This window comes from Mangrovibacter phragmitis (assembly GCF_001655675.1).
Taxonomy (GTDB): Bacteria; Pseudomonadota; Gammaproteobacteria; order Enterobacterales; family Enterobacteriaceae; genus Mangrovibacter; species Mangrovibacter phragmitis.
The window spans coordinates 1-18,079 of record NZ_LYRP01000043.1; the positions used below are offsets into that span (position 1 = coordinate 1).

The 18,079-nt window shown below is 50.9% G+C and carries 17 protein-coding genes, 1 pseudogene and 1 riboswitch; of the genes and pseudogenes, 8 read left to right on the top strand and 10 right to left on the bottom strand.

Annotated elements, in window-relative coordinates; translation table 11 throughout:
• The coding region (locus tag A9B99_RS17650; protein WP_156519093.1) for a helix-turn-helix domain-containing protein at nucleotides 1-259 on the bottom strand (259 nt) is incomplete at its 3' end.
• Between the two features lie 62 nt (nucleotides 260-321).
• Between A9B99_RS17650 and A9B99_RS24295 the strand changes: the two are divergent.
• A pseudogene (locus A9B99_RS24295) lies at nucleotides 322-1,256 on the top strand (IS3 family transposase); the annotation flags it as partial.
• A 150-nt stretch (nucleotides 1,257-1,406) separates the two neighbouring features.
• Here the strand turns inward: A9B99_RS24295 and A9B99_RS17660 are convergent.
• Genes A9B99_RS17660 through A9B99_RS24395 form a run of 4 tightly spaced genes read right to left on the bottom strand, consistent with a single transcriptional unit; the run spans nucleotide 1,407 to nucleotide 3,965 of the window.
• The gene (locus A9B99_RS17660; protein ID WP_064599789.1) at nucleotides 1,407-2,519 is read right to left on the bottom strand and encodes a DUF3800 domain-containing protein; all 1,113 of its coding nucleotides are present in this window, start codon (nucleotides 2,517-2,519) and stop codon (nucleotides 1,407-1,409) included.
• Complete coding sequence (locus tag A9B99_RS24300; RefSeq protein ID WP_139154809.1) at nucleotides 2,519-2,728, bottom strand: hypothetical protein; 210 nt, start codon at nucleotides 2,726-2,728, stop codon at nucleotides 2,519-2,521. Before A9B99_RS24300 ends, A9B99_RS17660 begins: the two co-directional genes overlap by 1 nt.
• A gap of 24 nt (nucleotides 2,729-2,752) precedes the next feature.
• A complete protein-coding gene (locus A9B99_RS17665) occupies nucleotides 2,753-3,592 on the bottom strand; it encodes a pyridoxal phosphatase (RefSeq protein ID WP_064599791.1) in 840 nt (279 codons plus the stop codon).
• Complete coding sequence (locus A9B99_RS24395) at nucleotides 3,567-3,965, bottom strand: HAD-IIB family hydrolase (RefSeq protein ID WP_064599793.1); 399 nt, start codon at nucleotides 3,963-3,965, stop codon at nucleotides 3,567-3,569. Before A9B99_RS24395 ends, A9B99_RS17665 begins: the two co-directional genes overlap by 26 nt.
• A gap of 141 nt (nucleotides 3,966-4,106) precedes the next feature.
• On the opposite strand from A9B99_RS24395, the gene pgl reads away from it, so the two are divergent.
• The gene (pgl, locus tag A9B99_RS17675) at nucleotides 4,107-5,102 is read left to right on the top strand and encodes a 6-phosphogluconolactonase (RefSeq protein ID WP_064599795.1); all 996 of its coding nucleotides are present in this window, start codon (nucleotides 4,107-4,109) and stop codon (nucleotides 5,100-5,102) included.
• Between the two features lie 99 nt (nucleotides 5,103-5,201).
• On the opposite strand, the gene A9B99_RS17680 is transcribed toward pgl, so the two are convergent.
• The 3 genes from A9B99_RS17680 to bioA all read right to left on the bottom strand — a co-directional run bounded on the left by A9B99_RS17680 (nucleotide 5,202) and on the right by bioA (nucleotide 8,473).
• Nucleotides 5,202-6,506 carry a putative acyl-CoA thioester hydrolase gene (locus A9B99_RS17680; RefSeq protein ID WP_064599797.1) on the bottom strand — a complete coding sequence of 435 codons (1,305 nt, stop codon included), beginning with the start codon at nucleotides 6,504-6,506 and terminating at the stop codon, nucleotides 5,202-5,204.
• Nucleotides 6,507-6,619: 113 nt separating this feature from the next.
• Entirely contained in the window at nucleotides 6,620-7,096 is a 477-nt protein-coding gene (locus tag A9B99_RS17685) for a kinase inhibitor (RefSeq protein WP_064599799.1), read from the bottom strand.
• A gap of 60 nt (nucleotides 7,097-7,156) precedes the next feature.
• Nucleotides 7,157-8,473 (bottom strand): adenosylmethionine--8-amino-7-oxononanoate transaminase, encoded by a 1,317-nt coding sequence (gene bioA / locus A9B99_RS17690; RefSeq protein ID WP_074388830.1) that lies wholly within the window; start codon nucleotides 8,471-8,473, stop codon nucleotides 7,157-7,159.
• Nucleotides 8,474-8,584: 111 nt separating this feature from the next.
• Between bioA and bioB the strand changes: the two genes are divergently transcribed.
• From bioB to bioD, 4 genes are read left to right on the top strand one after another with little or no spacing between them, the layout of a single operon-like run.
• A complete protein-coding gene (gene bioB, locus A9B99_RS17695) occupies nucleotides 8,585-9,622 on the top strand; it encodes a biotin synthase BioB (protein WP_074388831.1) in 1,038 nt (345 codons plus the stop codon).
• Nucleotides 9,622-10,776 (top strand): 8-amino-7-oxononanoate synthase, encoded by a 1,155-nt coding sequence (bioF, locus tag A9B99_RS17700; RefSeq protein ID WP_064599805.1) that lies wholly within the window; start codon nucleotides 9,622-9,624, stop codon nucleotides 10,774-10,776. The genes bioB and bioF overlap by 1 nt, the downstream gene beginning before the upstream one ends.
• Nucleotides 10,757-11,515 (top strand): malonyl-ACP O-methyltransferase BioC, encoded by a 759-nt coding sequence (gene bioC, locus A9B99_RS17705; RefSeq protein WP_197499294.1) that lies wholly within the window; start codon nucleotides 10,757-10,759, stop codon nucleotides 11,513-11,515. The genes bioF and bioC overlap by 20 nt, the downstream gene beginning before the upstream one ends.
• Nucleotides 11,508-12,188, top strand: coding sequence for a dethiobiotin synthase (bioD, locus tag A9B99_RS17710; protein ID WP_064599807.1), 681 nt, complete (start codon nucleotides 11,508-11,510; stop codon nucleotides 12,186-12,188). The genes bioC and bioD overlap by 8 nt, the downstream gene beginning before the upstream one ends.
• 10 nt (nucleotides 12,189-12,198) lie before the next feature.
• Here bioD and A9B99_RS17715 read toward each other — a convergent pair whose 3' ends face one another.
• On the bottom strand, nucleotides 12,199-12,909 hold the full coding sequence (locus tag A9B99_RS17715; RefSeq protein ID WP_064599809.1) for an ATP-binding cassette domain-containing protein: 711 nt from the start codon (nucleotides 12,907-12,909) through the stop codon (nucleotides 12,199-12,201).
• Nucleotides 12,910-13,794: 885 nt separating this feature from the next.
• Here A9B99_RS17715 and uvrB point away from each other — a divergent pair.
• A complete protein-coding gene (gene uvrB / locus A9B99_RS17720) occupies nucleotides 13,795-15,816 on the top strand; it encodes an excinuclease ABC subunit UvrB (RefSeq protein WP_064599812.1) in 2,022 nt (673 codons plus the stop codon).
• 2 nt (nucleotides 15,817-15,818) lie between these two features.
• On the opposite strand, the gene yvcK is transcribed toward uvrB, so the two are convergent.
• On the bottom strand, nucleotides 15,819-16,727 hold the full coding sequence (gene yvcK, locus A9B99_RS17725; protein ID WP_064599814.1) for a uridine diphosphate-N-acetylglucosamine-binding protein YvcK: 909 nt from the start codon (nucleotides 16,725-16,727) through the stop codon (nucleotides 15,819-15,821).
• A gap of 225 nt (nucleotides 16,728-16,952) precedes the next feature.
• A riboswitch (molybdenum cofactor riboswitch) is annotated at nucleotides 16,953-17,089 on the top strand.
• On the opposite strand from yvcK, the gene moaA reads away from it, so the two are divergent.
• Nucleotides 17,077-18,066 carry a GTP 3',8-cyclase MoaA gene (gene moaA / locus A9B99_RS17730; protein ID WP_064599816.1) on the top strand — a complete coding sequence of 330 codons (990 nt, stop codon included), beginning with the start codon at nucleotides 17,077-17,079 and terminating at the stop codon, nucleotides 18,064-18,066. It overlaps the preceding riboswitch by 13 nt.
• The last annotated feature ends 13 nt before the right edge of the window (nucleotides 18,067-18,079 follow it).

The window sequence follows — 18,079 nt, forward strand, 5'->3', positions numbered from 1 at the left end:
ATCCCAGCGCCCTTCGGGTATGGGCAAGGCAGCAGCCGTGCGTAAAGTAATGGTCGACGGCGGCCTGTTTCTGCGAATCAGAGTAGCGCTCTTTGCGGGGCAGGGAACTGATATTGCCACCGCTGGCTTCCCATGCCTGTACCCATCGCCGGAGGTTGCGCTCTGTGGGGTAGCCCAATTCACGAATAACAGAGGTGATCTTTCTACCGAATTTAAAATAGAGCTCAATAGCACGAAGGCGCTCAGCTTTTGAATACATAAATTATCTCCTGAGAGTCCAGGAAATCGTCCGCACCCCCAAGCGGTCATTAGACAGTGTTGTTGACAACCTGGCGGCGGTGGCAACATTCTTCCTGTGACGGCAGACCCGAAGCAGTACGTCCAGTGCCCTATAATCGCCTGAGTGTGAATGAAGAAGCACAGATACGGGATATCTGCCACCGGCCGGAATACGCGAGCCTGCCGCCATCCCAAATCGTGCCACGGCTGGCCGATAAAGGCCTTTATCTGGCGAGCGAATCCACCTTTTATCGGGTGCTTCGCCGTTATGGAGAAGTCCATGGACGGGGACGTCAGTTACGACCACAACGGGTGCCCGCCCCGACGACGTTCACCGCCAGTGCTCCCTGCCAGGTGTGGTCATGGGACATCACCTGGTTACCCTCGGTAGTGCGTGGCCACTGGTTTTATCTGTATATGATAACCGACCTGTACAGCCGGAAAATCACGGGTTACGAAGTGCATGAAACAGAAAGTGGCGAACAGGCCGCGGCGTTAATGCAGCGCAGTGTGATGCGAGAGGGATGCTGGCGTCAGCCGCTGGTGCTGCATGCGGATAACGGGGCCGCCATGAAATCACAGACTCTGCAGATGAAACTGTATGAACTGAATATCACCACGTCACACAGCACAGGCCACGGGTGAGTAACGATAACGCATATGCAGAGTCGCTGTTCCGTACGCTGAAATATGTGCCACAGTGGCCGTCATCGGGGTTCAGAACACTGGGTGAGGCGCGTCAGTGGGTGGAAAAATTTACCCACTGGTATAACGAAGAGCACCGTCACAGTGGGATACGATATGTGACCCCAGGGCAGCGTCACCGTGGAGAAGATAATGCCCTGTTGAAGCAGCGTGATGACCTGTACCGTATGGCCCAGAAAGCCCATCCTGAGCGGTGGTCAGGCAGAACGAGAAACTGGCAGCCGGAAGGCCCGGTAACGCTGAATCCTGAGCGGGAAAAACAGGCAGCCTAAATCAACCCAGGGTGCCAACTACCTTGACACTTACCGACTGGATGCTTTTGGTATTGTGGTGATCCAAGTACCATTAGGACAACTACTGCAAGTACTTCTAATCATGGTTGGTGGTTCATAAAAAAAAGCCCCGTAATGGGGCTTTTTTTGTTAGAGATTAAATTTACTAAAGAGCCAATGTTGTTTGCTTAGTGGAATTACAAAGTTTGTCCCTTTAGGATCTCTACTACGATTTGGTGTTATAATTCTATCAAATGTCGCGTGATATATAGTATCCATTTTTATTCCTTTGTACAGTAATCCATGTACATATCTATTCAAAAATCCAGCTATAATATCTGCTATTTGTATACCAGTACTATCTTTAGAATCTTTGAATATTAATTTGGGGGTTTCAATAACTTTGAAATCACATGTAGGGATTTTTGGCATAATATCTACATTGACTGTTTTTATCTCAGAGATACAAAAGTCTAATGTGCTAGCAAATTCGCTAGAGGTATCATGTGTTAATACGATATCGGATAGTTTTCTTTTATGAATTTTATTGAGGCGAGCAATCTGGTTATAGAAACTATGTACGTTAGGCAGTAGTTTTATAACATTTCCATTACTATCTAAATCTGGAATAGGTACAAACCATTTAATAGCTACATCTGCTGAGTATCTACTTTTTCTGTATTCAAATTCTTGTAAAGTTTTATCAAACATTCTGCATGTGCCGCCATTATCATCTAGTGGATTACTTTCACTAGAAAAGAATTCTTTCAGGCTCTCAATACATATGTTCAACTTTTCTTCGGATGGGTCTTTACATAACTCAGAGAATGTAGAGAAACAAATTTCTGGTGCAAATGTACTTATTATGTCTACCAATATGTTTCTTACTAACAGCAATTCATTGCTGTCTTCATTCTCCATTGCAGGTACTATAAGTTGATTTACTATAGAAACTGCTACGTTACACTTTTTATCCATTACTTCACATACTAAAGTGTATTTTTCATCAATTACGAAATCAACTAATTCGTATACTAGTTCTGGATTTTTAATATAATAATCTTGGGATTTCAGTTCAATTGATTCATCTATGCCGTGTCTTTTCTTCAAGGCACGTACAAAACCTTTCATTCTACTAATTTTCCCTTCTGCTACTCCCACGCATGAATGAGTGAAAAGGGGCTGATTAGCAAATCCCATGTCATTTTTTTTATTAATCAAATCACCTGTGTTACCACTTTCATCTAAGAAATATTCCATCATTACCAATCCCAATCTACAGTAGTGTCCAATCCTCTCAGATTTGTATGTTCAGTACGTGTAGCCTGTAGAACGGTTTCACCAGTGGCGATAGAAACTATATCAAATGACTCTATTTCAGTTTGTCCAAGAGAACCTCTTTTCCTGAAATTGGTTCGGACGTAGTTGTACTGATCTCTTGGGTAATCCCGTTCAAATTGTTCTTCTGTCATGGTTATATTCTCTCGTCTAAGTCACTAAATCACTTCTTCCCTAACGATTTCGAAGTACTGGTTTACTACATCAGCAATTCCAGTTTCCGTATTGTTACCTATTACTAAATCAGCACACGCTTTCACTTCATCAACAGCGTTACCCATAGCAACACCCAGGCCAGCAGTCTCCAACATACTTAGATCGTTGAAATTATCACCAAAGGCCATAACCTGGCTCATAGATAAGCCTTGCGATTCTACCCATTGTGCCAAGCGTTTACCTTTACTGTTTCCGGCTTGTGCTATGTCCACTTGATCGTGCCAAGACCATTCACAAGCAAGGCCAAGCTCACGCTCTACTATCTGACCAAAGCGATGTAGTTTTTCAGTATCAGAATCAGTAAGGGCGAATTTCCATATAGCATCAACATCTTGCGATGCTTTACTAAGAGAGGGTACTTGTTTGAATACTGGACGTTGCGACTCTGGAAGAGATTTAGCCCAATTCTCTGTACGGATAATATGCCCCGTTGAATTTTGATAGAACATTGCATCATCGGCATACATCAGACTATGAACATTGTAACTATCAAGTAGGTTTACTAATTGAGTAGCTTGTTCTGGTTGTAATGGGTCTGAGGCAATAACTCTTTTTTCGGCGTAATCGTACAATAAAGCACCGTTACAACATATAGCTGGTGTATTCAGTGCTAATGCCTGATAAAAAGGATGGATGGCTACAAAGTGCCGTCCGGTAACTATGACAACCTTTGCCCCTGATTTACGGGCATTCTGTAGGGCAGTTAATGAGGCTGGTAAAATAGTTTTTTCTGGCGTCAATAAAGTGCCGTCCAGATCAAGGGCGATTACCTGATAGTCCATGTAGTGATTCACCTGATTTTGGTATGTAGTTTTTCCGATAGTACACCGCTTTGCGGCTACGACGAAACAAGGTGAAGAGTCTTGTTGAGCACTGGAACAGCGTTGGATACTGGCGTATTGCCTTAGATGGGTGGAAGTGTTGTAATAAGCGATACACACTCAAATAAGTGCCATTACAGCAGATGGCAGGTGTATCCAGGCGCAGAGCCTGATAAAAAGGGTGTATAGCGACGTGATGGCGCCCCGTCACAATCAAAACCTGGTAACCTGCCTGCTTCGCTTTTTCCAGCGCAGCAAGGGATTCAGGCAAGATGGTTTTTTGTGGCGTCAGTAAAGTGCCATCTAAATCAAGTGCAATAACACGATAAGTCATTTAAGGTTCCATTACGAAAGGGTCTGGTTCGATGGTACACCGTTGGCGCCAACAGGAAAACTCCCGGCGCCACTTGCACCGGGTACTGTCGGCTGTCCTTCTGCCCGTCGCTACCAGGCTACCGTGATAACAGGAGTATTCATGAAACAAATCGTCTATACCGCCAGTCCTGAAAGCCAGCAAATCCATGTATGGCAGCTTGATACCAGCGGTGAGCTGACCTTGCGCCAGGTTGTGGATGTCGCAGGCCAGGTTCAGCCCCTGGTTATCAGCCCGGACAGGCGTTTTCTGTATGCTGGTGTACGCCCAGAATTCAGGGTTATCGCCTGGCATATCTCCCCGGAAGACGGCACATTGTCCGATGCCGGCCATGCTGCGTTACCTGGCAGCCCTACGCATATCTCAACCGACCACACCGGGCGTTTCTTATTCTGTGGCTCTTATAATGGTGGTTGTGTCAGTGTGACCCCACTGAACGACGGCCTGCCGGGTGAAGTGGTTGAAGTGATTGAAGGCCTGGAAGGGTGTCACTCTGCCAATATCAGCCCGGATAATAAAACTTTGTGGGTACCGGCATTAAAACAGGATCGCATCTGCCTGTTTACCCTGGAAGACAGCGGTAAATTAACACCGCAAAAACCGGCAGAAGTGACCACGGTGGAAGGGGCTGGCCCTCGCCATATGGTATTTCATCCTGGTGGGCAGTTTGCCTACTGTGTTAACGAACTCAACGGCACTGTTAATGTCTGGGCACTGAGTGACCCACACAACCAAATCGCCTGTGTGCAGACCATTGACATGATGCCGTCTGATTTCACTGGCACCCGCTGGGCGGCAGACCTTCACATTACACCTGACGGCAGGCATTTATATGCCTGCGACAGAACCTCCAGCCTGTTAACCATTTTTACTGTTTCGGAAGATGGCAGTGTACTGGCGCTGGAAGGCTTCCAGCCAACAGAAACGCAGCCGCGTGGGTTCAATATTGATAACAGCGGCAAGTATCTGATTGCGGCAGGCCAGAAATCGCACCATATCGCGGTTTATGAAATTAAAGGCGAGCAAGGTTTGCTGGAAGAAAAAGGGCGTTATGCCACCGGCCAGGGGCCAATGTGGGTGGTGGTGAATTCGTTGTAAAACACAGGTAGCTATGTGTGCCACTGCCCGTGCCACATCCTGCCAAAATAAAACGCCGCAGGAATGACTCTGCGGCGTTTTTTCAGTCTAACCGGGGCGTTATTTTTTGGTATTAAGAACCACTTTGCTGCCTAACCCACGGTTATTGAATTCCCACATACGGTTGAAATTCACATCGTTCAGGTTGCGAACCCATTTTTTATCCTGCTCACTGCCAGTATTGCCAGCAAACGGGCGTTGGGAGTCTTTGGCTGTACCCCATGGATGAGCAGTGTTAAACCCGGCGTTAATGACACTGTCGCGAATCACTACCTGGCCGTTGGCGCTTTGCCCTGGAACGTAACCATTTTCGGCACCTAAATCCCATGCGCGCCCAAGTTGAGCCACTCCATCACCGGCTGCGTTGAATTCGCTGTTAAGCGCCAGGAAGCCATAGTAGATGTCAGGCAGGGTTGCAGGTGCGAACACATAGCCTTCTTTCTGAGTGCGGCTGTTCACCACATTGAAACGGGTGTTTTCAAACACCACGGCACCACGGCCAGATACCAGGTCAACATCTCCTTCGATATAGCTGTTGGTTACCAGTGTACGTGGCTGGCCGGTGGTCATCATCCGGTTATTCACATCACTGTTAGTTACAAAGAAGGTGTTCTGGCGGCCAAGAATATTCACATTGTTAATCTGAACCTGGTCGCCATCGCTGCGCAATGCTACGGCTTCGTGGTTACCGGCATCCACACTGTCACCCAGGGTGTTCTGAATGGTCAGGTTCTGCAATTGCAGGCCGCTGTTTTGCGACCAGACAGCAGCTGAACACATAATCCCCATCTCTGCACCACGCCGATTCAGGCAGTTCTGGTACATGTACCATGCAGATTTACCCGGCATAAATTGCCCGGCAGGGTTAAGGGTTTTACGCCAGGTTGCTTTGTCCATACGCGCATCCAGCGCCAGGCCGATTTTGACATCAGCAGGTTTGGCTCCGGTTCCGTACAGCGTCAGGCTGCCTGGAGCCGCAGGAATATACACCGCTTCCTGATAATCGCCGGGCATAATCGCGATATACAAACGGTGGCTGGCATGGCGGGCCATTGCCGCATCAACGGCAGACTGAATGGTGTTTTGTGTCACTCCTGGCGTACCAGCCGGGCCAACGACAAAATCAGCCTGAGCAGGTAAGGTGATACCTGTGGGTTTCCAGGGCTGAGCGCTGGGTGTCATGCTGGAAAAATAGCGGGAAGGCACAAAGTTCTGCGCTTCATCCGCAGACAGCACCGGGCGTGACTGGCTTCCCGGCGCAACCTGTTCTGACGGACGGTCCTGAGGCGGTACAGATTTACATGCCGTTAAAGTCAGGCCGAAGGCAAGAGCCAGTGCCAGGCGAGAAACCGAAAGAGTGTTCAAGGGTTGCTCCTTGCTTAGCAAAAAAAGGGAACGTTTCAGTAAAGTTTGCTTTTTTATACTAAGTTGAGCAAAACAGGAAGCCGATTTATGTATCGGCCCCTAAAAAAGCATATTCAGCGGTACATTGCGGTAAGTGTGGCATTCCCTAAGGTATGAAAATGCACATTAAAGCCAACCATCGCCCCGCTGGAATGGGTATCGACATCTATCTGTGCAACATCCAGTGCATGCACCGTGAAAATATAGCGGTGGCGTTCACCAGCTGGCGGCGCCGCGCCACCATACTGGCTGTTACCAAAGTCAGTGCGTGTCTGTAATGCTTTACCAGGCAGCGGGGCGATACCGGAGCCTGCACCCTGTGGCAGTTCGCGGGTCTCTGCCGGGATATTGGCAACTATCCAGTGCCACCAACCTGAGCCTGTCGGTGCATCCGGGTCATAACAGGTGACAACAAAACTCTTAGTGCCTGCCGGGGCATCATCCCAGGAGAGTTGGGGGGAGACGTTATCTCCCTGGTAGCCCATTCCGTTAAATACATGGCGGTCTGGCAGCGTCTGCCCGTCCTGAAAATCCGTGCTAAACAGTTTCATGATATCTCCCGTGAGTGGTTGTCTGGCAAGTGTAGAGCATCTGCCAGTGGCAGGGGAAACTCAGCCGCCATTAATGTTAAACAGAGACGGTTGCTCCACGGCCAGAGTGGTGGCCCGGGTGAGTTTGGTCAGCTCCTGCTCACAGATAATAAAGGGTGGCATCAGGTAGATTAGCCGCCCGAAGGGTCTTACCCAGACACCTTCATCCACAAAGAAGCGTTGCAATGCGGCCATATTTACCGGATGCACGGTTTCTACAACACCAATTGCCCCCAGTACCCGCACATCTTTTACTAACGCTGACTGTGCCAGTGGCTGTAACTGTGCCTGTAGCTGGCGTTCAATTTTGGCAACCTGTGTTTGCCACTCACCAGTTTGCAGAATATCCAGGCTGGCACAGGCTGCGGCACAGGCCAGCGGGTTTCCCATAAATGTCGGGCCATGCATAAAACAGCCTGCCTCGCCATTACTGATAGTCCCGGCAATCTCCCTGCGGGCAAGCGTGGCGGAAAGGGTCATCGTACCGCCAGTCAGCGCTTTGCCCAGACACAGAATATCGGGGCTGATTTGGGCATGTTCACAGGCGAACAGCTTACCTGTTCGGCCAAAGCCGGTGGCAATTTCATCGGCAATCAGCAAAATGCCTTCGCGGTCACACATTTGCCGCACGCGCTTAAGCCAGTTGGGGTGGTAGAAACGCATGCCACCGGCACCCTGAACCACTGGCTCCAGGATGATGGCGGCAATTTCGTCACGGTGTGCCGCCAGCAACCGGGCGAAGGCAATAACATCCTGTTCATTCCATTCGTCATCGAACCTGGATTGCGGGGCCGGGGCAAAAATATTATCCGGCAGGTAGCCTTTCCACAGGCTGTGCATGGAGTTATCCGGGTCACAGACCGACATAGCAGCAAACGTATCGCCGTGGTAACCGTGGCGAAACGTCATAAACCGGCGGCGTGGCTGGCCTTTTGCCTGCCAGTATTGCAATGCCATTTTCATGGCGACTTCAACAGCTACCGAGCCAGAATCAGCCAGAAAGACACACTCCAGCCCGTCCGGGGTCATCTCAACCAGCTTGCGGCACAACGTTATGGCGGGCGCATGGGTAATGCCACCAAACATCACATGGGGCATCGTATCAATTTGCTGCTTCATTGCCTGTGTCAGGTGTGGGTGGTTATAGCCATGAATTGCCGCCCACCATGAAGACATCCCGTCTACCAGTTGTCTGCCATCCGCAAGTGTCAGAGTACAACCTTGCGTGCTGGTGACCGGGTAAACCGGTAATGGATTGGTCATCGACGTATACGGGTGCCAGATATGGCGCTGGTCGAAATCCAGACCATGTTGATCGATCATATTCTTGTAAACCATTTTAAAAAGATTTAGTTTACGACACTAAAGCATGTAAACCAAAAATAACAGCCTTTAGTTTACAACTATCAGCTCAGATTACAGCTCATATCACTTATTCTGGAGATGCCAGTGGCACATACTCAACGTTGGACAATGTCGCAAGTTACCGCTCTGTTTGAAAAACCGCTTCTTGAACTTCTGTTCGAGGCTCAACAGGTACATCGCCAGCATTTTGATCCTCAGCAGGTTCAGGTCAGCACCTTGCTGTCGATTAAAACCGGGGCCTGCCCGGAAGATTGTAAGTACTGCCCACAAAGTGCCCGTTATAAAACAGGCCTGGAATCAGAACGCCTGATGGAGGTGGAGCAGGTGCTGGCTTCTGCCAAAAAAGCGAAAGCAGCAGGTTCAGGCCGCTTCTGTATGGGGGCTGCGTGGAAGAACCCTCAGGACCGCGATATGCCGTACCTGGAACAAATGGTGAAAGGGGTTAAAGCGCTGGGGCTGGAAGCCTGTATGACACTGGGCACACTGACTGGCAGCCAGGCACAACGGCTGGCGGACGCCGGGCTGGATTACTATAACCATAACCTGGACACCTCACCCGAATTTTACGGCAACATTATTACCACCCGTACTTACCAGGAGCGCCTCGATACTCTGGGCAAAGTACGTGATGCCGGAATTAAAGTGTGTTCAGGGGGAATAGTGGGCCTGGGGGAAAGCGTAAACGACCGTGCCAGTTTGTTGCTGCAACTGGCAAACCTGCCCACACCTCCGGAAAGTGTGCCGGTTAATATGCTGGTGAAAGTGAAAGGCACACCACTGGCAGACAACGACGATGTTGATCCTTTTGATTTTATCCGCACCATTGCGGTAGCCCGTATCATGATGCCTTCTTCCTGGGTCCGCTTATCCGCCGGGCGTGAGCAAATGAATGAACAAACCCAGGCCATGTGTTTTATGGCAGGGGCTAACTCGGTGTTCTATGGCTGCAAACTGCTCACCACACCTAATCCTGAAGAAGATAAAGACCTGCAATTGTTCCGCAAACTGGGGATCAACCCGCAAACCACACAAGTCAGCCATGGAGATAACGCCCAGGAAAGTGAATTAACTGAGCAGTTATTACATGCAGACACCGAACAATTTTACAATGCCGCACTCTGATGAGCTGGTCGCAACGTATTGATAACGCGCTGTCAGCACGGCGCGAGCAAGGTCTGTGGCGCGCAAGGCAGGTGCGCCACCCGGGCACTGAGCGCATGTTCTCCGACGGGCAGCAGCAGTGGCTTAACTTTGCCAGTAACGATTACTTAGGGATGAGCCAGCACCCTGCGGTTATCCGCGCCTGGCAAGCCGGAGCCGCGCGCTATGGTGTGGGAAGTGGTGGCTCCGGCCATGTCACTGGCTATACCCGCGCCCATGCTGAGCTGGAAACGTCTCTGGCTGGCTGGCTGGGCTACCCGCGCGCCTTACTGTTTATTTCTGGTTTTGCAGCCAACCATGCTGTAATCAGCGCACTAATGCAGCAAGGCGACAGGCTGCTGGCCGATAAGCTGAGTCATGCCTCGTTACTGGAAGCAGCTATACAGTCACCTGCCGTGTTGCGCCGTTTTGCACATAATGATGCCGGTTCTCTGGGGCGTTTACTTGCTGGTGGGCATACCGCAGAGCAACTGGTGGTCACGGAAGGGGTGTTCAGTATGGATGGCGACCAGGCACCACTACCTGAACTGGCCCGGCTTGCCGGGCAGTCTGGTGCGTGGTTGATGGTGGATGACGCCCATGGCATTGGCGTGCAGGGCGAGGGAGGCAGGGGAAGTTGCTGGCAGGCCGGTATTCAGCCAGATGTTCTGGTGGTGACCTTTGGTAAAGCCTTCGGTGCCAGTGGGGCTGCGGTATTGTGCAGTGAAGCCGTTGCCGATTACCTGGTCCAGTTTGCCCGCCACCTGATTTACAGCACATCGCTCCCACCTGCACAGGCCGAAGCACTCAGCGCCGCACTGGCCGTGATCCGCCACGCTGATGAAGCCCGGGAAGCACTTCAGCGCCATATTGGGCATTTCCGGGCCGGAGCGGCGGGTTTGCCCTGGGCGCTGTGTGAGTCATCTACGGCGATTCAGCCACTGATAATTGGTGATAATGCCCGTGCATTGCACCTTGCTCAGTGCCTGCGCGAGCAGGGCATCTGGGTGACAGCGATACGCCCGCCGACCGTTCCACCCGGTACCGCCCGGTTGCGTTTCACATTGACGGCGGCTCACCAGCCAGAAGATATCGACCGCTTACTGGAGGTGTTGTATGCCCTTGCCCGTGAATAAAGCAGCCGTGGCGGCAGCCTTTGGGCGTGCTGCTTCTGGTTACGACAAACATGCGCAATTTCAACGTGAAAGCGGCCAGCAGCTTATTACCATGCTGGGTGACATTTCTCCTTCCCGGGTACTGGACGCCGGGTGCGGTACCGGCTGGTTCAGCCGCTACTGGCATCAGCGTGGTGCAGCTGTTACCGGACTGGATCTCTCCGTTGCCATGCTGGAGCAGGCAAGCCTGCACAGCCCGGCAATAGAGTTCCTGTGTGGCGATATAGAAGCATTGCCACTTCCTGATGCCAGTGTTGATCTCGCCTGGAGCAATCTTGCTATTCAGTGGTGCGCGGATCTACGCCTGGCGCTGAGTGAACTCTGCCGGGTAACCCGCCCCGGAGGGCATGTCGCGTTCACAACACTGGCAGCAGGGTCGCTGCGTGAATTACACCAGGCATGGCGTGCGGTTGACCAGCGTAGCCATGGCAACCACTTCCTGCCCCGGCAAGCCATTGACGACGCCTGTCGCGGCTGGCAGTGCCAAATAAACACAGTCACCGTACGTGAACGCTGGGCTGATGTGCTGAGCGCAATGCGTTCCCTGAAAGGAATTGGCGCCACGCATTTGCACGCCGGGCGCGCCCCTGCCACGTTAACCCGGCAACAGCTTCAGGCGCTGTCACTGGCCTGGCCGCAGGAGGCGGGTGAATACCTGTTAAGTTACCAGTTAATAGTAGGAGTGATTACGCGTGAGTAAACGTTGGTTTGTTACGGGAACGGATACTGAGGTCGGGAAAACTGTTGCCAGTTGTGCGCTGTTACAGGCGGCAGCACAGCACGGGTTTTGTACTGCTGGTTACAAGCCAGTGGCGTCAGGCAGTGAATCCACGCCGGAAGGAATACGTAACAGTGATGCACTGGCTTTGCAGCGCAACAGTACCGTACCGCTGGCCTACCACCAGGTAAACCCACTGGTCTTTCTGGAACCCACTTCGCCGCATCTGGTCAGCCGGGATACCGGGCAGCCCATTACCTTTCCCGTAATCTCTGCCGGGTTAGCTGCGCTGGAGCCTCTTGCCAGTTGGGTACAGGTTGAAGGTGCTGGTGGCTGGTTCACGCCACTGAGCGAAGAGAACACTTTTGCTGACTGGGTGGTGCAGGAACAATTGCCAGTGATTCTGGTGGTGGGGGTTAAACTTGGGTGTATCAATCACGCCATGCTGACTTTACAGGCAATTCGCCAGTCCGGGTTACCTGTTGCAGGCTGGATTGCTAATACTGTATTACCGCCAGGCGCTCGTCATCTGGATTATCTGTCAACATTACGCCAGCGGCTGGACGCGCCTTTTCTGGGAGAAATTCCTTTTCTGGAACACGCGGAAACACATACCAATCTTGGGCAGTATCTTGATATCACTGCCCTGATTTAATCTTGCGGCATTACGGTGCTATCCAGTCTGAAACCATATTGTCATCCAGCATTGTCAGGTCGCCCTGTGCAACGTTGCGCCCGCGATGCAGCAGGCAAAATTTATCCGCCACCCAACGGATAAATGACAACCGTTGTTCAACCAGCAGTATTGTCAGGCCAAATTCCTGGTTCAGGCGGCGTAATGTCTGGCCCAGGTCCTGAATAAAACTGGTGCCGCGGCCATTAGTCGGTTCGTCCAGAATCAACAGTTTGGGGTCGTTCACCAGCGCTCTTGCCAGTGCCAGTTGCTGTTGCGTATCGCCAGCCAGGTCACCACCACGTACCTGGCGCAGGGTATACAATTCCGGGAACAATTCATAAACCAGCGGCGAAATTCGCTTATGTTGTTCACCTGCAGCCATCATGGCGATATGCAGGTTCTCTTCCACACTCAATTGAGAGAAAATCCGTTTATCCTGAGGAACATAGCCTATTCCCAGGGCTGTACGCCCCTCTGGCGGGCGGGTCAGCAAATCTTCTGGCGGGCAGCCTTGTGCCTGCCAGAGCATACTGCCACTTTGTACCGGTATATGGCCGGTAATACAGTTCACCAGCGTTGTTTTACCAACGCCAGGCGCGCCAAGCAGGCAAATGCATTGCCCTGTGGGCAAGTCCAGGTCAACATTCCATAATGTATGTTTTTCACCATAAAATTGGTTAACAGCACGTAAACTCAACATAATGTCCTCCTCCCGGACCGGTTGTACGTCAGGCTATTCCACTCAGGCGTAAATTCACCCGGCGCTGGTAACCACTCATATAACCACAGCGTCCTGCATCACTTTCTGCCAACAGGAAAGGGGTTGAGCTCCAGTCTGGTAATCTGTGCAATTCTCTTGCCAGAAAGCGTAACCACGACAGAAATTTCCACGAACCAGGACGATACTTACAAAAAACACTGGTTTTGCACCCCACAACTAAGACTTTGGTTGCACTGTGCACTTTGGCAGTGCTTTGCTGAGGATAATTTTGGTGCAGCGTGTTGACACAAAACAAATCCCTGTCTGGTCTGGTGCAAATTTTGTTATCAGGTCATCAACAAAAAAGAGGGCTGCCAGCGAAAAAATTTTGCCGGAAAATTTTTTATACGCTGTTTTTGTAAGAAAGCCGCAATTCAGCGGACTATGTCCTTAAAGGGCTTAAAGCAGTTATCCACTATTCCTGTGGATAACCTTGTGCATTAGAGTTAGAAAACTCACGGCAGGCGAGAGAATACGCGGCTTTCACCTGAATTGATGTTAAAGCCACCTTTATTTAAATAGTAATAAATATCAAATAGTTATATAAAATCAATCCTTCACGGTAATGCTGCGGGTTGTGTCTTAAAACTTTCATGACATCTCTTGACAATTGTTAAAAATGGAAAAATTCTGGGGATAACCTGGTCATTGCGGATCTTGCTGGTATAAACAGCGGGTGTTTGTGCCAAACATGTCATTTTGTACTGTCATTTAGCGCGCTCACTACCGATACTGGTTATTTAGCCAGTAATTAGGGTTGGCAAAAAACGGTATGGCAGTTAAAATTGCATCTTCCTCCCGCCATGGTGCAACAGGTCTTCTCTTATGAGTAAATTGTTCAAATTACACTCCAGCTTTACGCCATCCGGGGACCAGCCCGATGCCATTCGTCGCCTGTCTGAAGGGCTGGAAGATGGCCTGGCGCACCAGACACTGCTCGGTGTAACCGGATCAGGGAAGACATTTACCATCGCGAATGTTATTGCAGACCTGCAACGCCCTACGATGGTGCTGGCACCTAACAAAACACTGGCGGCGCAGCTCTATGGCGAAATGAAAGCGTTTTTCCCGGAAAATGCGGTTGAGTATTTTGTTTCTTATTACGATTACTACCAGCCGGAAGCCTATGTTCCCAGCTCTGACACCTTTATAGAAAAAGACGCATCAGTAAATGAGCACATCGAACAGATGCGGCTTTCAGCCACCAAAGCACTGCTGGAACGGCGTGATGTGGTTGTAGTGGCATCTGTTTCTGCCATTTATGGTCTGGGTGACCCGGACCTTTACCTGAAAATGATGCTGCACCTGACGGCCGGAATGCTGATTGACCAGCGCGCTATTTTGCGTCGCCTGGCAGAGTTGCAGTACACCCGTAACGACCAGGTGTTCCAGCGCGGTACTTTCCGGGTACGTGGTGAAGTTATCGATATCTTCCCGGCGGAATCTGATGATATCGCCCTGCGGGTTGAATTGTTTGATGAGGAAGTTGAACGGTTGTCGTTATTTGACCCACTAACCGGGCAGGTGGAGTCTGTTATCCCGCGCTTTACTATTTACCCGAAAACCCATTACGTCACACCCCGCGAACGTATTTTGCAGGCGATGGAAGAAATCAAAACCGAACTGGCGGACCGGCGCAAGGTGTTACTGGCAAATAATAAATTACTCGAAGAGCAACGCATCACCCAGCGTACACAGTTTGACCTCGAAATGATGAATGAACTGGGGTATTGCTCGGGAATTGAAAACTACTCGCGCTTTCTTTCCGGGCGCGGACCGGGAGAGCCGCCACCAACATTGTTTGACTACCTGCCCGCAGATGGCCTGCTGGTTATCGATGAATCTCACGTTACCGTGCCGCAAATAGGCGGGATGTACCGCGGTGACCGGGCACGTAAAGAAACGCTGGTTGAATATGGTTTCCGGTTGCCTTCCGCGCTGGATAACCGCCCACTCAAATTCGAAGAATTTGAAGCCCTGGCACCGCAAACCATTTATGTTTCTGCCACACCGGGTAATTACGAGCTGGATAAATCCGGCGGTGAAGTAATAGACCAGGTTGTACGCCCTACAGGTCTGCTGGATCCACTGATAGAAGTGCGCCCGGTAGCTACTCAGGTGGACGATTTGCTCTCAGAAATTCGCAAGCGCACGGCCATTAATGAACGAGTGCTGGTTACCACTCTGACGAAACGTATGGCGGAAGACCTTACCGAATACCTTGAAGAGCACGGTGCCCGTGTGCGCTACCTGCACTCCGATATCGACACAGTCGAACGCATGGAGATTATCCGCGATTTGCGCCTGGGCGAGTTTGATGTACTGGTGGGGATTAACTTGTTGCGCGAAGGCCTGGATATGCCGGAAGTGTCGCTGGTGGCAATACTGGATGCTGATAAAGAAGGCTTCCTGCGTTCTGAGCGCTCACTGATTCAGACTATTGGGCGTGCGGCGCGTAACCTCAACGGCATGGCGATTCTGTATGGCGATAAAATTACACCATCGATGGCAAAAGCCATTGGTGAAACCGAACGCCGTCGCGAAAAACAGATGCTCTACAACAAAGAGCATGGCCTGGTGCCAAAAGGCCTGAACAAGAAAGTGGTGGATATCCTGGCGCTGGGCGAAGGGGTAATGAAAACCAAAGCGAAACGCGGTAAGACGCGTGGCGGAGACGCTGCTGCACGCACTGTCGCGCAAGATATGTCACCGAAGGCCATGGAGCAGAAAATCCATGAACTGGAAACACAGATGATGACTCACGCGCAAAATCTGGAATTTGAAGAGGCGGCAAAATTACGCGACCAGCTACAGCAATTGCGCGCGTTGTTTATTGCTGCCTCATAATCTTAGCTGCTTTTCTGTAGTGCCAGGTCGATGGCCTGGCGCAACCGCTGGCGGTCATGGCGGTAGGGGACATCACTGGCTGCCAGGGCAGTCTGGATCACGGTTTTGGCATCATGGCTTGCGGGTAGAGTGTTATATTCACCGGTAATAACCGTACTGATAACAGGTTTCCCTATTGCCTGCTCCATTATGTCCAGCCGCTCATCCAGCGTCAGTAAGGCCGCTGCGCTGTGCTCTTTCCCCAGATTATCAATAAACACCACTTTTGCCTGAGTACGGCGCAGTGCTTCAGTTAACTCAGGCATGAGTAAAATCGGCATCAGGCTGGTATAAAAACTTCCCGGTCCAATAATCACCAGGTCGGCTTTTTCCAGAGCCAGAACTGCTTCGCGGGTGGCACAAACCTGCGGGGACAATTGCAACCTTTGTGGAGGTACCCTGAGCTGGTCAATATTTACCTCTCCCCAAACTTCATGGCCCTCGTTATCTGTGGCCAGTAAATCCACAGGTTGCTCAGACATCGGGATCAAAAACGCATCCACATGCAGCCAGGTACGAATCAGGTTAATGGCTTCCAGTGGGCGTACACTCAGGTGATCGAGTGCTTTAAGAATTAAATTCCCCAGGTTGTGGCCAGCTAACTCGCCATTGCCACTAAACCGGTATTCAAATAACGCCGATGCCACGCTCGGGTCGGTAATCAACTGGTTCACGCAATTACGCAGGTCGCCCCACGCAATGCCCCCTTCGGAACGGCGAATGCGCCCGGTTGAACCGCCATTGTCTGTGGTGGTGACAATGCCAGTCAGGCGTTGGCCTAAAAAGCCCAGTGCAGACATTACTCGTCCAAGCCCATGACCACCACCCAGAGTGACCACACAATCCAAATCGGCCAGTGCCCGGCTGCGCATAGGTTTTCCTTATAAAACATATTTACTCCTTAAATTACCTGAATAGCGGTTAAAAGACGAACCTTTGGCAAGGGAAAATGACATCTGTCAAAGCAATGCCTGCAAACAACAGCTATTTTGTCGCGAAAATGCAGAATTGTGTCGATATATACTTGTTTATATAGCGAAAGTCGTCTGGCGCTTCATGCCAGAAAGCGCTACTATCCTGCTAACCCGGTTTCAGAAATCTGAAACTGACACTCAAGCCCTGGCGCCTGTGTCGCAAGATATGGTGCCCTGGCCGTGGCGATGCGTCGTCACCAGGGTGCAGAAAGAAATGCCTGCATCTCCCGTATTTGGAAAGGTGTACATGGTCTCTCAACTTACCGATGCATGGGCGCGTAAGTTCTATTACTTGCGTCTGTCTGTGACTGATGTTTGCAACTTTCGTTGCACATATTGCCTGCCAGATGGCTACAAACCGCACGGCGTGGCGAACAAAAGCTTTCTCAGCCTCGATGAAATTCGCCGGGTCACTCGTGCGTTTGCCGCGGCAGGCACCGAAAAAGTTCGCCTGACCGGTGGTGAGCCCTCTTTACGCCGCGACTTTACCGATATCATTGCTGCCGTTCGTGAAAATGCTTCTTTGCGCCAAATCGCTGTGACTACCAACGGTTATCGCATGGCGCGTGATGTGCAGCAATGGCGTGATGCCGGGCTGACAGCAATTAACGTCAGTGTCGACAGCCTTGATGCCCGGCAGTTCTACGCCATAACCGGGCAGGATAAATTCCGCCAGGTTATGGACGGGATTGATGCCGCGTTTGCTGCCGGGTTTGAGCGTGTGAAAGTCAATACCGTGCTGATGCGTGACGTGAACCACCACCAACTGGGCACCTTTCTTGCCTGGATTAAAACCCGGCCAATTCAATTACGCTTTATTGAACTGATGGAAACCGGCGAGGGCAGTGAACTGTTTCGCCAGCGCCATGTTTCCGGCATGGTGATTCGCGACCAGCTTCTGGAACGCGGGTGGATCCATCAGATTCGCCAGCGCAGTGACGGGCCAGCTCAGGTCTTCTGCCACCCGGATTACCAGGGCGAAATTGGCCTCATCATGCCCTATGAGAAAGATTTCTGTGCCAGTTGCAACCGCCTGAGAGTGTCATCCATTGGCAATCTGCATTTATGCCTGTTTGGTGATGGCGGCATTCCGCTGCGTGATTTACTGGCAAACGACCAGCAACAGGGCGAATTGCAGGCACGTATCAGCCAGGCGCTGGCCGGTAAAAAACAGACCCATTTCCTGCATCAGGGAAATACGGGGATCACGCAGAACCTGTCGTATATCGGTGGGTAAGCGTTCGTAAGGA

What these genes read in the sequence shown, in the direction of transcription:
- A9B99_RS17665 (WP_064599791.1), bottom strand. Translation starts at nt 3,592, where the DNA reads ATGGACTATCAGGTAATCGCCCTTGATCTGGACGGCACTTTATTGACG.
- moaA (WP_064599816.1), top strand. Translation starts at nt 17,077, where the DNA reads ATGGTCTCTCAACTTACCGATGCATGGGCGCGTAAGTTCTATTACTTG.
- yvcK (WP_064599814.1), bottom strand. Translation starts at nt 16,727, where the DNA reads ATGCGCAGCCGGGCACTGGCCGATTTGGATTGTGTGGTCACTCTGGGT.
- uvrB (WP_064599812.1), top strand. Translation starts at nt 13,795, where the DNA reads ATGAGTAAATTGTTCAAATTACACTCCAGCTTTACGCCATCCGGGGAC.
- A9B99_RS17715 (WP_064599809.1), bottom strand. Translation starts at nt 12,909, where the DNA reads ATGTTGAGTTTACGTGCTGTTAACCAATTTTATGGTGAAAAACATACA.
- pgl (WP_064599795.1), top strand. Translation starts at nt 4,107, where the DNA reads ATGAAACAAATCGTCTATACCGCCAGTCCTGAAAGCCAGCAAATCCAT.
- A9B99_RS17685 (WP_064599799.1), bottom strand. Translation starts at nt 7,096, where the DNA reads ATGAAACTGTTTAGCACGGATTTTCAGGACGGGCAGACGCTGCCAGAC.
- bioA (WP_074388830.1), bottom strand. Translation starts at nt 8,473, where the DNA reads ATGGTTTACAAGAATATGATCGATCAACATGGTCTGGATTTCGACCAG.
- bioC (WP_197499294.1), top strand. Translation starts at nt 10,757, where the DNA reads ATGCCCTTGCCCGTGAATAAAGCAGCCGTGGCGGCAGCCTTTGGGCGT.
- A9B99_RS24395 (WP_064599793.1), bottom strand. Translation starts at nt 3,965, where the DNA reads ATGACTTATCGTGTTATTGCACTTGATTTAGATGGCACTTTACTGACG.
- A9B99_RS24300 (WP_139154809.1), bottom strand. Translation starts at nt 2,728, where the DNA reads ATGACAGAAGAACAATTTGAACGGGATTACCCAAGAGATCAGTACAAC.
- bioF (WP_064599805.1), top strand. Translation starts at nt 9,622, where the DNA reads ATGAGCTGGTCGCAACGTATTGATAACGCGCTGTCAGCACGGCGCGAG.
- A9B99_RS17660 (WP_064599789.1), bottom strand. Translation starts at nt 2,519, where the DNA reads ATGATGGAATATTTCTTAGATGAAAGTGGTAACACAGGTGATTTGATT.